At 50.3% G+C, this 13,223-nt stretch carries 17 protein-coding genes and 1 pseudogene; 3 read left to right on the forward strand and 15 right to left on the reverse strand.

Annotated features, from left to right (window positions below; translation table 11 throughout):
- From Q0688_RS12665 to Q0688_RS12675, 3 genes and pseudogenes are all read left to right on the forward strand, one after another.
- Nucleotides 1–144: pseudogene (locus Q0688_RS12665) on the forward strand (hypothetical protein); the annotation flags it as partial.
- Between the two features lie 24 nt (nt 145–168).
- The gene (locus Q0688_RS12670) at nt 169–924 is read left to right on the forward strand and encodes a TonB-dependent receptor (RefSeq protein WP_367179795.1); all 756 of its coding nucleotides are present in this window, start codon (nt 169–171) and stop codon (nt 922–924) included.
- Nucleotides 925–1,155: 231 nt separating this feature from the next.
- Nucleotides 1,156–1,623, forward strand: a complete 468-nt coding sequence (locus tag Q0688_RS12675) for a hypothetical protein (protein ID WP_299077061.1) — start codon at nt 1,156–1,158, stop codon at nt 1,621–1,623.
- 45 nt (nt 1,624–1,668) lie between these two features.
- Here Q0688_RS12675 and Q0688_RS12680 read toward each other — a convergent pair whose 3' ends face one another.
- The 15 genes from Q0688_RS12680 to Q0688_RS12745 all read right to left on the reverse strand — a co-directional run bounded on the left by Q0688_RS12680 (nt 1,669) and on the right by Q0688_RS12745 (nt 13,214).
- Nucleotides 1,669–2,190 carry a hypothetical protein gene (locus Q0688_RS12680; RefSeq protein ID WP_299077064.1) on the reverse strand — a complete coding sequence of 174 codons (522 nt, stop codon included), beginning with the start codon at nt 2,188–2,190 and terminating at the stop codon, nt 1,669–1,671.
- Nucleotides 2,190–3,050 (reverse strand): hypothetical protein, encoded by an 861-nt coding sequence (locus Q0688_RS12685; RefSeq protein WP_299077066.1) that lies wholly within the window; start codon nt 3,048–3,050, stop codon nt 2,190–2,192. Before Q0688_RS12685 ends, Q0688_RS12680 begins: the two co-directional genes overlap by 1 nt.
- A gap of 10 nt (nt 3,051–3,060) precedes the next feature.
- Nucleotides 3,061–3,399, reverse strand: a complete 339-nt coding sequence (locus Q0688_RS12690) for a hypothetical protein (RefSeq protein ID WP_299077069.1) — start codon at nt 3,397–3,399, stop codon at nt 3,061–3,063.
- Entirely contained in the window at nt 3,399–5,984 is a 2,586-nt protein-coding gene (locus Q0688_RS12695; protein WP_299077072.1) for a hypothetical protein, read from the reverse strand. The genes Q0688_RS12690 and Q0688_RS12695 overlap by 1 nt, the downstream gene beginning before the upstream one ends.
- The gene (locus tag Q0688_RS12700; protein WP_299077075.1) at nt 5,984–7,126 is read right to left on the reverse strand and encodes a hypothetical protein; all 1,143 of its coding nucleotides are present in this window, start codon (nt 7,124–7,126) and stop codon (nt 5,984–5,986) included. Before Q0688_RS12700 ends, Q0688_RS12695 begins: the two co-directional genes overlap by 1 nt.
- 189 nt (nt 7,127–7,315) lie before the next feature.
- Nucleotides 7,316–7,519, reverse strand: a complete 204-nt coding sequence (locus Q0688_RS12705; RefSeq protein ID WP_299077078.1) for a hypothetical protein — start codon at nt 7,517–7,519, stop codon at nt 7,316–7,318.
- A gap of 47 nt (nt 7,520–7,566) precedes the next feature.
- Nucleotides 7,567–8,352 (reverse strand): lysozyme, encoded by a 786-nt coding sequence (locus Q0688_RS12710; RefSeq protein ID WP_299077081.1) that lies wholly within the window; start codon nt 8,350–8,352, stop codon nt 7,567–7,569.
- Nucleotides 8,353–8,362: 10 nt separating this feature from the next.
- Nucleotides 8,363–8,797, reverse strand: a complete 435-nt coding sequence (locus Q0688_RS12715) for a hypothetical protein (protein ID WP_299077084.1) — start codon at nt 8,795–8,797, stop codon at nt 8,363–8,365.
- Entirely contained in the window at nt 8,773–9,081 is a 309-nt protein-coding gene (locus Q0688_RS12720; protein ID WP_299077087.1) for a hypothetical protein, read from the reverse strand. The genes Q0688_RS12715 and Q0688_RS12720 overlap by 25 nt, the downstream gene beginning before the upstream one ends.
- Before the next feature lie 8 nt (nt 9,082–9,089).
- A complete protein-coding gene (locus Q0688_RS12725; RefSeq protein WP_299077090.1) occupies nt 9,090–9,743 on the reverse strand; it encodes a hypothetical protein in 654 nt (217 codons plus the stop codon).
- On the reverse strand, nt 9,743–10,390 hold the full coding sequence (locus tag Q0688_RS27650; protein ID WP_367179792.1) for a DUF6682 family protein: 648 nt from the start codon (nt 10,388–10,390) through the stop codon (nt 9,743–9,745). Before Q0688_RS27650 ends, Q0688_RS12725 begins: the two co-directional genes overlap by 1 nt.
- Nucleotides 10,391–10,393: 3 nt before the next feature.
- Nucleotides 10,394–10,720: a hypothetical protein gene (locus Q0688_RS12730; protein ID WP_299077093.1), complete on the reverse strand. Its 327-nt coding sequence runs from the start codon at nt 10,718–10,720 to the stop codon at nt 10,394–10,396.
- A gap of 54 nt (nt 10,721–10,774) precedes the next feature.
- On the reverse strand, nt 10,775–11,230 hold the full coding sequence (locus Q0688_RS12735; protein WP_299077095.1) for a hypothetical protein: 456 nt from the start codon (nt 11,228–11,230) through the stop codon (nt 10,775–10,777).
- A 22-nt stretch (nt 11,231–11,252) separates the two neighbouring features.
- On the reverse strand, nt 11,253–12,161 hold the full coding sequence (locus Q0688_RS12740; RefSeq protein WP_299077097.1) for a hypothetical protein: 909 nt from the start codon (nt 12,159–12,161) through the stop codon (nt 11,253–11,255).
- Nucleotides 12,162–12,176: 15 nt separating this feature from the next.
- On the reverse strand, nt 12,177–13,214 hold the full coding sequence (locus tag Q0688_RS12745) for a hypothetical protein (RefSeq protein WP_299077100.1): 1,038 nt from the start codon (nt 13,212–13,214) through the stop codon (nt 12,177–12,179).
- Between the last annotated feature and the right edge of the window lie 9 nt (nt 13,215–13,223).

The raw sequence follows: 13,223 nt of genomic DNA on the forward strand, positions 1-13,223 counted from the left end.
TATTTGCCGCGTAAATTTAAGACCACAGTTGTGATCCCGCCACAGAATGATGTAGATGTTCACGCGAATGATCTTAACTTTGTTGCGATTGCAGATGAAGGTAAGCTCGTTGGGTTTAATGTGTTAGTTGGTGGTGGTTTACAAGCCGGTTTAGATCAAGCAACTGCGGTGGCTTCGGCTACAGGGAATATTGCACTACTAAAAAGTACTCAATTCCAACCTCAAATGCTTGAGCTACCTAATTCCGTTGAAGCTAACTCTACTTCAGATGATAAGGTCACTTGGTCACTTCGCGGTGCTTATACGTTAAATAGCAACGTTAACTTATTTGCTACTGCAGCAACTGGCTTTAAAGCTTCGTCGTGGAACTTGTCACGTGACTCACGTCCATTTCCTACAGACCAAGCGGCTATTGAATCAGCCGGCCTAAGACAACCAAATCAATCTTACGGAACACGATTTGCAAGTCCTGAAGAAGCGACTGTGTATGAATTAGGTATTAAATCTAACTTCGATAGTGTTTCATTCAACGCCACAATTTTTGACCAAACCATTGAGGGTTTCCAATCAAGTACTTTCGTAGGGACTGGTTTTGTATTAGCAAATGGTTCAATGAGGCCAGCGACACCACTAGCCGAACGCTCCCGCTCCTGTCCCTGGCGGTTAGCGATGTTACTCAAGTACGAAAGCTGTAGGTTCTGGCCTTGTAGTCCCAAGGGTACGCCTGCGGCTGCGCCAAGTGTGCCAGACTGTGCAGATAGAGCAGCGGTGCGAGCGTTGACGCCTGCGGTTTTTTCTGCCGCAGAGCCAGCGATGGTGGACCGGCGGATTTCCGCGTCAATGAATTCTGAGTTGTTAGCCCTGCCGCCCCGCGCGGCTGCCGCTTCTTGGGTATCCCGAATGTTGGTAGCTGTGCGGCGTTGAACATCGGCAGATGCAAGCCGTGCTTGGAAAGCTGGGTCTTGGTTCTTAGCTGTCTGCAAGAGTTTATCAAACAACTGTTTACGGCGATCGAAGTCAGCAAGGTTAGCCCCTTGAGCTTGTGCCAATTGTTGCCTCATCTGGTTCAACGTAGCTTCCTGATCAGGAGCCGAGACACTAGACCACAAAGCGCCAATAGCCTGTGGTGCTGCAGATAGCAGAGCGTTGGTAAGTTTGGAACCTGTACCACCTGCGGCTGCGCCGCCTGCTACACCTGCTACGCCGGGGGTTACGACCCCTGCAGCGGTGAGCGTACCAGCACTATTAGCAGCGGCATTAGCCCCTAAAGATCCTAGAGTTGTTGGTGCGCCAGTGGAAGCTGCACCAGCGGCTGCGCCACCGCCACCGAAAATCGTACCTAATCCACCCGCGCCCGCGAACCCACCGACACCGCCTGCTACACCGCCGAGGAGAGCCCCTTGGGTAATATCACCCCCTGAAATAGCTTGGGCTGCTGCACCGCCGATGGCTCCGATAGCTGTACCAATAAGGGCCGAGCCTGCTGCGCCGCCGAAGAAAGTGCCCGCGCCGAACAACGCAGGTGCCAGTACAGGAGCAATGAAGGGAGCAGCAATAGCTGCCACTGCACCTACGGCAATCCCCAGCCACGACTTAAGGCCCTTAAATGAGGTAGGGCCGTAGTACGGTGTGAGTGCTGTTGTCTCCAGCAATGGACGATCAATATATTTAATCGGGGTCATTTACCGTCTCCGTAAGGTCGCAGCGGACCTGAACATACGTTTGTGTGTAGCCGTATTTGGCTAACATGCGGGCCATGGCGGGACTTACGCTAGCTTCGATTGTCTTAGCACCGTTCATAAACGCCCAGCCTTTGAACATATCGAAAAACTTACGCTGTACCTCACCGAAAGAGGTGCCCCCAAGAGCTACGATATTCACACCTGTCATCCGAGGGTATGCAACAGGCTCCACAATCCACGCCAATACGGCGTCTCTATGGGGGTGTGTGCCCGTAGGATCATTAGTAATTACGAAGGCTACAGCCCTACCAGTCTCGACCATCACCTTCAGATCTTCAACCTGATACTCCCCGTGCATAGCACGGTTAACACATCTACTGAGTAGGGGTGCAGCCAACGGCCAGAAAGACTCAATGAGCTGGGGAGTAGCCAACTGCACAGGAGCATACCCCATAAGTGGGGGTAGTTTCAGCGCGCCGTCCATAATGTTGTTGGTTTCCGCGTTCATTATGCCTTCATCTTCTCGTCAGGTGCGATCATCTTCTCAAAGAACTCTGTACCCTTACGCTCCACAACATTTTGTGGGATGATGAACTCTCCCCCTGAGAGCTTTACAGTAATATCGTCAGCCGTTCCAGTGTTATCCCCGGTCGGACTAGCCTCTGGGGGGAGGAATCCACCTTGAGCAAACGTAGGGGGAGAACCGGCTTGCGCAGGAGCGGCAGGAGCGGCAGGAGCGGCAGGAGCGGGTGCAGCACCACCTTGCTGTTGTATCGCCGTGCCAGCAGTAATCAGGGCCATAACAATGCCGGGATCATACTGAGGCGGAAGCTCGTCTTCGTCCACCAAGCCCTGTTGTACGGCCAGATCACGGAGACGGGGATACAGTTCGGGATTCTGCGCTGCGGCCTTAGCCATTTCAATAGCCATATTAAGCTGCTGTGGGGTGAGATTACCGGAAGTGAGAGCCTGCTGTAGAGCTTGCTGGATTTGCTGCATTACCTCGGGATTTTGTTGCGCAAGCCGCTGAGCTTCGGCTTCCATCTGAGGGAGCCCCACGGGAGTAGGGGCAGCGGAGGAAGCGGGAGCGGCGGCTTGCGCAGGTGCACCAGCGGCGGCTGGTACAAGCCCCCCTTGGGCAAAACGGGGAATGTCTTGCTGACCGGCTTTGGTCAGAGTTGACGCTCCCGTAACTGCAGTATGTGGGTTAGATAGTTTAAGAGGGCCGGGCATCGCATTGGGGTTAACACCAGCGATAGGGACAGCCGTCTCAACTAGACTGGCAAGTCCACTCGGCATAGCTTCGAACTCCGCCCTCTTATCAGGGGAGAGGCCTACAACATTCTCGTATCCAATACCTGCTGGCATAGTTCTCTCCTTAAGTCAGCTCTGATATTAACGCATTAACAGTGTTTCGCAAAGAGGCTACCTCGTTGATGAGGCTCTGCGTAGTGTTAGCCAGTGAAATGAAATCATCATACGTAGGTATAGTCTGCCCCGACACGGTAACAGCAGTTTGTCCTATGTTAACACCAGTGACAGTTCCTGAAGTACTAATCCCCTCAGTAGCGATGCTACCCTTTAGTACAGCGATATGCGTAGTCGTCCGCCCCTGACCTGTAAGCTCCTCAATATTCTGCTTAATCGCAGAGAGAAGGCGATACTCAGCATCTGTTAATCCCTCTTGGGGAAGGCCGGGCATAGCAGCAAAAGTCATTACACAATCCTCAATCCGTAGGGTGTTTCACCATAATGAATAGCTCTAATGCGCAGTGATCCGGATACAGATACCTCATAAGTATCTGATTTGTACCCGGAGGGCAGACGGAAAATCTCAGAGTCAGTGATAGTTGATGTCTGTTTGAGCTGCTTATTAGCCCAGATAGAAAAGCTTACAAACCCAATGTTATCGGTAGAGAGCAAGTTAGTAGTTAGAGGATCTCCATTCACAGGATAAGAGTTAACAGCCCCAATGACGGGAGTGTACGTAGAAGTGTCAGGATCTGTGTAGTCTACAGGACCATTAACTGTGCCCAGCTGGTCCACCAACGCCCACACTGCAGTGTTCGTTGTGGGAACTGTAAGGTTGAAAGCGTTGATAGCTTCAATATCTTCAGCCGTCTCGCCATAATCAGCTACTACACGTGCAGCCCCTATATTCACGTAATCAGTGAGAATGTTGACCCGTGATTTCCAAGAGATGGTCATGTTAGGCTGACCAGACGCATCCCATTCTGATAGGGTACCATTCAGATCCGACACATAATAGAATCTGTTGGTGGTTGAATCGTTATATGCCGCATAAAAGCGGGTAGGGGTAGAGACTAGGAAGCCCCCACTCTGATCCTCTCGCTCGAACAGAATAGATCCTGTTGTATGCGAGCCGAAATATTTACCCTCATAGAAAGCACCAACAAGGGTGGCAGGATCAAGAGTCACATCCCACGTATCCCAGTCATGCACCATGCGGGTTACAATACCCGCGCCAGAGGTCGCAAAGAGCGCGAGCCCGCCGTGAGTAGGGTATACAATACCGTAGCCCATACTCACAACACCGCGCTTCGCAACACAGGGTAGCTCGTTATCGATCCTAGCTGCCGTCATAACAGAGGGCGTTGAACCGGAGATGATATATGGATACTTATCCGTCATGACCAGAATGTTACCCGCCACAGAGGCTAGAGCGACAATGTCATGGGGTATAACAATCCGGTATTTAATCGGCCAAGACCAAGGCTTTGCGGGGTCTGAGAAGGCAACCTCGTTACCTATGAACCCTGCGAGGATATTGTTGTGTGCGGAGATAAGGCCCTGCATCTCATCGTCAGGGGCATCAGCGTCCTCAGAGTCTAGTACAGTAGTGAGCGCGCTCACAGAGTAATCGTCTGTGAACGTAGATCCCTCATAGAACCTCGATACGCCAGAGTCTAATTCAGCAATATCCCAGTACAAAGTACCTGCGGTCGTGGCGGTCGTGGCCTTGTCAGAACCTGTTGCTGTGTATGTGAACGTTTCATCATCGACGATCGAATCAACAGTAACATCCGTCACATCAAAAGAAGTGTCGGCGATACCGCCGAAAGCAATACCGGAAACTTTAACCAGATCATCCACGACGAGGTTGTGATGACCATCAACTTTAAGGGTCACCACATTGGAAGTACGGCTCGCCTCGACAGCAGTGCGGGGAAACCACACAGTTCTAAGCCGGAAATAGGATGTGCCGGATGTACCGGTGATCGTGCGATATAATCTGAAGCCTGTGATATTGTTATCACCTGAAGGCTTAGCTGTGGGGAGCGTACTAATGGTAACTTCTTGCCCCTCCCGAACGTACACATCATTAGATGGACTGCTAGGGATAGACTCTTCAAGCCAAGGGGTCATCCACGTGTAGACGTACGATCGCTCAATCTCTGTGCCGCCTAGATCAACAGTGCCATCTGTCAGAGCATAAGTCGCTTGTTCGAACCCCCCTGCAGAAATCTCGAATGTGGTGGAGTCTACAACAACTACCTGACCACTCGTTACGTTATAGCTACGCATGTCAATGGTAGCATTCCTAGTCCCGCTAATAGTGCCTGTAGTAGGGTCTTGGACAGTGAATGTATCGGCTCCGGTAACTGTTATCTCGTACGTACCGTCGGTGATATTAGATGCGTCTGTGTAGGTGATATTAACGTAAGCCCCTGTAGACAACCCATGTCCGGTCCATGTCACGGTGACGGTATAGCCGGAGCGAGTGTAGGTAACTGCAGCAGAAGAGAAACCGGAGATGTTAACGAAATCGCCGGAGGATAAGTTGTGGGCGGAGCCGGTTACGATAGTAGCCACTCCCTGTGCATCGCGTGCAACAGATGCTGTAGAAACAGTCGAGAAAGTTACCGCTGTAGCAACAGGATCAACGGTAGGAAGCGGAAGGCCGAGATCGTACGAACTGACTGGGTAAGGCCCTAACCCTGATACAGCTAGTTCGTAATTAGTTACCTTGGGTACACCGTCCCCGGTGTAGTAGATACGCTGCTCATCATCATTGAGTGTAGTGGCTACTGCTACGTCCACATCATTCAGCCACGACAACCACTTGAGGTCCGTAGAATCTGTTGGGTTCTGCAGAGGATAGATAGCTTTGATTTCCCCGAAGCGCCTGAGCGTTTGGATATCAAGAGGCGTGCGATAGGGTATGAGATCGCCAGATGAAAGCTTAACGTTCGTTGCTGTCTGCGCAACGTTTTCGGCCATAAGCTCTGGCGATACTTTCGGAGCTGCCCCCTTAAAATTATCTATCTTCGTCGCGGCCATTAGCTATGCATACGCCCCTCAATCAGGATGTTACTACCTGTTGTGAAGTTAGAACCCCCACTGAAACGCAGGCGAATGTCAGTAATTGCGGACGCATCGTTAATCATAGCAGACGACTGGTGTACTTTTGCGATAAAAGCATCATCCTCGAAGGCAAGAGACTCCACATTTACGAGCGTGTTCACACTAGAATCTCCTAGTCTGGGCAGGGTTATAACTCCATGGGCACCTGCTGCGACAGTGGTGTGATACACATCCAAAGTTCCGTTACTAAAGTTGATATTGGTAGCAGTAGTGCTACCGTTACTAGCTTGCGTAGAGAACCCACCACCTGATTTGTTGATGTAAAACAGGGCGAAATAATACCAATAATCGTTTGCTGTTGTCAGCCATACAGGGCCAGCATTGGCGGCTTCAAATATCAAGGTGTCGGTGGAAGATGGTTTTACCCAGAAAGTTAGCCGTATCTCGTCATAGGTCTCAATAGCAGCAGTAGAGGTGAGAGTGCTACCTGTACCTGTTACCATCTCTACAAACTCCCAACCTGAACGCCTCCATGTTCCATCAGCAGCGAGTTGTTTGATCTTACCTGTGTCAGCATCATTAGCAGCAGGAGCTGGGACTACACCCTTAGTGCCCCCGGAACCGGAGTCGCCTACGAAAGCTGCTAGCAGTGGAGCTACCTGTGCTCCGGTGAGAGCTGAAGGTGCAGCAGTACCACCGGAAACGTTACCTAAAACACGTTCATCCGCAATATCCGCAAGCTTAGCTAATGTGACATTACTGTCTGCGACCTTAGCAGTAGTCACAGAAGCGTCGGTTGGAGTGGCCTCCGCGTCTCGAATGTCTTCGAGCATTGCTGCAGTAGGACGAAGCTCAATACGGTCAGCAGCAGAATATGCTCGCGCTGTCGTGTTGTCTTCTCCTCGAGTAACAGTCAGCGCATCAGAAGATCTAGCAGTACACTTGACGACCTCAAGATTGTTCGAGGTATCTATCAGCGTTACGTAGAAATAATCTCCGCCAGAGGGGAGAGGGAACCGCGCGCCCTCGCCTGTAGCCACGGTGATAGACGTATCCACATCGGTGATACTACTGGCTAGCGTGCTATACGCATTATTTGTGATTAAGACATTTGCCATGGCTACCTGCAATTCTCCTTGTGAGCACGGTTAGCAGTTAATACCCTGCGTTTCGTACCCTTAGTATCTTTCCGTGAAGCTTTGATAGGAAGCACTTGATTTGCCCAGCCACAGTTGGTCTTAGCCCAGTTGTTAACACAGCCGGGCAGAAGAAGCAGGGCAATAAATAGAAGGGTGTATCTCATGGCGCTAATCCCTGAACCATTCATTATCTTCAAGCTGCTTATCCACATCGTCGTCTGATATGCCCTCAACTTCTCGCTTAATCTTACGTGTGCGCTCCTCGGCCTTACGCTGAATGCGCTCATGCTTTTCGCGATATTCACTCTTACCCTTGGACACACCCTTCAAAAATATCACACCTATAGCCGCAATAATAGCGCCTGATATCATGATATATTTGCGGAACCTAACCCATAAGAGTGAGAGGTAAACCATATCTAAGCTCCATAATCATCAGCGTGCCGCTTACGCTCATACAGGATAAACCCGCCGATGCCAATGACAGCAATCAGAAGTACGGTTGGGATAACCCAGCCGGGCATACCAGAACTTGCTGCTGGCGCGGCCGCATCTTGGATACGGGTAAGAGCATCTGAAACTTCTTGTGCTTTGTCAGCCGCTGCGGTGATCGTGACAACGATCGTACCCCATGCGGTTTTGGACTTGATGATCGACTTACCTTCAGGCTTATCGACTTGCCGCACAGGAGGTGTAGGCGCTGGCTTCTTACCTGTTTTCTTCTCGATGGCATCAGCCGCAACATCCTTGAACGTTGCTGGCTTCATAAACAAATCACCCTCATCGCCACGGCGTCGAGTGAGCCCGCGAAGTACACGGCCCCCAGCCTTGTTCCACAACATAAGACGCGCGGGAACAGCATCGTAACGGCGGCGGTTCACGTATTTAACAACTGAGGATTTAGCAAAGTTACCCGGTCCAACGTTGTAGCAAAAGCTAACTAGTGCGCTGTACTGGTTGTCGTTAAGAGGCACCTTCACATATTTGCGGACAGCAGCTTCGTATTTACCGAGATCTTTGCGTAGAATACGCTCACCTTCGGCCTTGGTGATTGTCAGGCCGGGAGTAACCTTAGGCGCACCTGCCATAGATGTATGACCATACCCAATAGTCCACACACCAGCACTGCACTTGTAGGCCTTAGAGCGCCACCCTTCGAACCTTTTAAGCAGGGAGAGTCCTGCTGCGTTCATAGTGTTAGCCATAGCTTATCTCCTACTTAAGTTCACCTACACCTGTAGGTGATGTTACTGTTAATTCAAAAAACCTGAAGCATCTGTACACCACACGCTTCCACAAATTGACACGTCCATCCTCGAACCTATTAGGTACTCGGACAGTAGCCGGAATTTTCTTGATAGACCCATCATTAAAATTAACCGGGTTATCCTTCTCAGCGATCTGCCCTGTTTCATCCCTAAGATATGCTGTATCCTTGAAAGCAGTACAGAATTTCGCAGCCCACTTGGCTTTGTTACCTTTAGCTACAGTGCGTACCTCAATTCCCCGCTTCAAAGCTGGGTCCTTGAAATTATAGTACGTTATGTCCAATGGCACAGCGAAGGCTATTATCCATACAGTGAAGCCTATAATCACAACTAGCGTCAGGGCTATGAAATTCTCAACTATGGATTTAATTTTGTTGCCCATGTTACTAACCATCCTACCCCCCCTTTCAGGAAAGATACGAATGCTATTGTTACCCCGACGGTAGAAACAGACCATATTAAAAATTTACGTAAGATACGCCCCACGACAGTGAAAGATCGAACGGTAGTCATAACCTCATCAACAGAATTAGAGTGCTCTAAAAGCACAAGAAGATCTTCGTACGCATCACGATTATCCCCCTTGACTTTCCTCCTATCATTAACCGCATCAAGACCGGCAGCTAAGCGCTTAAGCCCTTCATTCTCGTTAGATTTCCCGGCCATATAATTTCCTAGGTTAAAGGGTTCATCTGGACTGAAAGAGATGCTCTCCCTAATCCAAGACTAGCCTTAGCTCTACGCGAAGCAAGTCTGTAGGAGAATTGCTTGGCATGGTATCCGGCTAGGTCATTATCTGTCCACGACCTATCTGGGAGTACCAACATACGCTGAAGGGCGCCATGTACGATTACACGTTCAAGCTCATCGAAAACTATTTCTTCCATACCCGTCGAAGCAGGTGTTGGACGCAGCACCAAAAACATCTTCATGGTGTATGTCTCTGCACTGTCAGGGACAGGAGCGACAATGAAATTATCGGGGTGGAATTGGCTAACTATCTGCGGGCGAGACCGTTTAGTTGTGTCAGTAGACGGCCAGTCTGGATAGCAGTCGTGTAGTTCCTCTTGGGTAACAAAATTAATCTTGTTACCATTCAACGCCATATGGGTTATCCCGCACACCTCTGACCCTGTAGGGGTTACATACGCATACGAGTGAGTGCCAGCTACCAAGGTGATATCGTCTTGCTGATGGCGCCATGCTTGAGTGCGCTCGCACACTTCAATAGCTGCCGCACGAACATAAGTCTCAATCGTAGGCGCTGGACACCCCGGTACACTTGGAGCAATCTGAGGCTCTAGAGAAAGAAATGTGCGGTCAGCCATTACCTAAAGTCCTTCTCTTTAAGCCCGCCCATCTCGGAGTCTGTTACATGTCTAGACTCTAAGCTAGCCTGCAGTGACTGCACGAAGGACTGCTGGAACATCTGTGCCCGCTGGGTAGTAACAGACTCGTTGTCCATAGATTCACAAAGCCATACTATACCGTCCACGACCACGGAGAAATATGCGTCCGAGAGAAGTGCAACGGCTGTGACTCCGTCGTAAGTCGGAGGTGATTGCGCATACTCCACAACAAGTGTCTGTGAGACTGGGGCTTGCGGATAGATCATAAATTGATTTGGGTTGCGGGGGTGCCGCATCCAACTAGATGCTGCGGCTGCAGTATCTGCCTGCCATGTAGGGTGTGTCTGATCTAGGATTTCTCTGTTGGTCTCTCGCACCGCAGCTCCGCCATCGATACGTAAGACTTCAAACAAACGTACGGAATCTGTAGGAGCAGACTGTAATACCTCGTTGGTGGTGCACGCCACATTGCCCTGTGTAGAAAACAGATCAGGGCGCAACAGGCAAATACGCTTAAGCGTATCATTACCGAAGTCCAAAAGATCAGCATCGGAATGCCTCTGCAAAGACGTATCAGTATCTTGCAGAAGCCTCCGAGCCGTAGCTATGACATCGTTTAAGATCATCTATTAGCCTTTGCGAGAACCCTTACCAAATTCCTTGGTAGCAGGCTCAACAGTCAGACCCCCTGTAAGGGGTAGGTTACGAGAAGCCTCTTCCTCGAGACCCTCAGGTTGCTTCACAGGCTCTTTCACAGCCTCCTCTACAGCCTTCTCATCGGTTGATGTATCAACTTTCACCTTGCGAGCCTTACGAGATGCAGGCTTGAATTTCTCCGGAAAAGCAATCTCCGCAGTCACCACTTCCATATCGGTGCCGTGTTCCAAAACTTTCTCGTTGAAGCCATAGATGCGCCCTGTGGAACGCTGGCGAAGAAACGCCTTATCTTTATCCATAGTGTGTATCTCCAGTTAGAAGTAAGCGGGGAGCCGAAGCCCCCCGCCGCTAGATTAGTCGGAAACGTTAGCCATCACAGCAAACACGCGGATAACTGCATCCGTAGGTGCAGCAGTGATCAATGAAAGATCAAGCGTATCAGCGGCGGCGTAGTATTTACCGAAGCCAAGAGCACCGGAAGATGCATCAGAGCCGAGGGCGTTACTAGCCTGTGAGGCAACATAACCGTCAGGGTCCGCGCCGTCTCCGACGTGGAACACTGCAGTAGTGTTTGTAGATTCCACAGTGGTGACTTCGATACCCGCACCGAGGAGAATTGTCTCAGCAGGAATATGAAGCACAGTGAGGACATCCGTTGCAGCAAGAGCAGTAGCCCCAGCAGCAGCACGAGCAGCGATAATAGCCGCGAAATCAAGCACTACAGAGTTGACAGTGACCTTATGCAGGCCACGGTCTGAATAAGCTGCAGTGTTGAGATCGAAACCTACACCATCGGTATAAGTAGCCATATCTTATCCTTCCTCTCTTATACTACAGGGTAACGACGCCGAGAGCCAGAGCTTCAGGCTTAACGGTTTTATAACCATAAACCTGCAGTCCGCGCACGATGTCGCCAAATGTAGTGGTGGAACGGAGAGTTTCCATTTCGGTCATCTGAGACGCGAAAGTGAAACCCTTTTTGTGTCCGGCGATGACACTATACTCACTACCGGACTTAGGCAGATTGTGGCTCATGTAGAGAGTGAACCGGTCAATCATACCAATACGGCCATTACGCATAATGGAAGTACCGTCGCCCGCGAGAGAAGCATCCTTAAGATCAGACTGCTTGATCATACCGGCCATCTTAGCAGGGATAACCATATAGCGATCCGACTCAGGACAGTTAGCCTCGTCGAGGACTGTACCAGTGTTGATGATGAAGCTCAGTACGTTGGAGCTGGTGAGAGCTTCAGGTGTACCGGCCACACCGAGGTCAATGTCGCCAGAAATGCGTCCAGCCGTAAGACCGGAGTTAGTTGTGGCAACCTCAGTCACGATGTTCGCCAGAACATTGGTATCGATCTGGATCTTCATACGCTCGGAAGCGTCCTTAGACCACTGATCCATAAGGTTGATGTCAGACTGAACTTTATCCACATCGTCTTCGACAGCAGCGAAGTACTCGCCTTTGTCGATCACGAGTTGCAGCTTAGGTTTGTCTGGGTTCTCCACAGTCAACGTCTGCCCCTTGGTGTAGGAACGGATAGTCAGCTCTGGAATAGTCCGGATATTAACCGTGTCGCCGTGGCTCTTGATTTCCCCTTCGTAGTCTGTGTTAGCGATAGCACTAAGCACAGTAGCATCGTAGAAGTTCTCAATGAGCTTACCCGACCAGATCTCCGGAATAAAATTCCCGGCGTAGCTAGGACGCCCGGAAGTTACTGGAAAGCCTGCCATGATGGTATCTCCTCATTACGCAGATTGGGTTATACGACCATCTTGCTGAGCAGCAAAAATGTCGCGTTCAAGTTTGGCCCGTTCGTCCGGCTTATTACGGTATACGCCATCGGTAATGTCCCGGTAGAACTTCGCGATGTCAGCCGTAGTAAAGGTTGGCAATTCCTGAGTACTAAGAGTCCTAGCAGAGCGCGAACGCCCCGGTGAAATCTGTTTCTCAAGTTCCGAACTGGCCCCGTTGGGTTGAGCAGTCGTGGCTTCCGTAGTCTCAGAAGGTTCTTGAGGAGCATAAGCGTTAAAAAACGCTGCAACACGATGAGCATCAAGCTGTTCTTGGGCTTGTGCAAGATGCGTCTGACGAGGAACCCCCGTCATCGGATCAATCTGCATAAGCCAAGATTGGAACTCAGGCTCATTGTTAGTCTGCTGCCAGTTTGGCACAGCATTTGCTAAATCCGACCAGAACTTATCAGACGCTGAAGCGTGTTGGTTTTGGGCAACACGTTTTACCTCAGGTAAAACTGAAGAGTTTACGTTGGTGGATAGCTGCTGCACTAACTCCTTTAAAGAAGCAATCTGGGCTTCCATGCCCGACACCTCTTCCCTCGAAACTTTCCTCATCACATCCAGAGAATCCCCATATTCTTCTTTATCTGCCGCTGTAACAAGAGTGACAGGTTCAGAAGTAGTAGGGGCTTCTGTAGTGGGTTCGGGTTGTTTCTCAGATAAAGTAGTTAGCAACTGTTCTAGCTGCTCAATACGCGCTTGCTGCTCCCTAGAGGAGTTGCCCAAACGCGCCATATCAGCATTATACATACCTTTTAGGGTGTTATATTTATGCTGAAATGATTCTTCTGCATCCGCATCCGGTTGCTCGCCCGGTGCTATGGATGAAGCATCATCGTTCCCGCCGTCTGCATCTTCATTCACTTCTCCACTAGCCACAACTTCTTCCTCGGAGTCGGCAACATTGCCCTCTTCGGAATCATTCATGTCAGTGTAGAGCTTCTGGATTTGCTCGGACTGTCTACGGATCTGCTCAGGTACTGCCATTATACGCTC

The sequence above is a fragment of the uncultured Paraglaciecola sp. genome, assembly GCF_937123705.1.
In the GTDB taxonomy this organism is placed as follows: Bacteria; Pseudomonadota; Gammaproteobacteria; order Enterobacterales; family Alteromonadaceae; genus Paraglaciecola.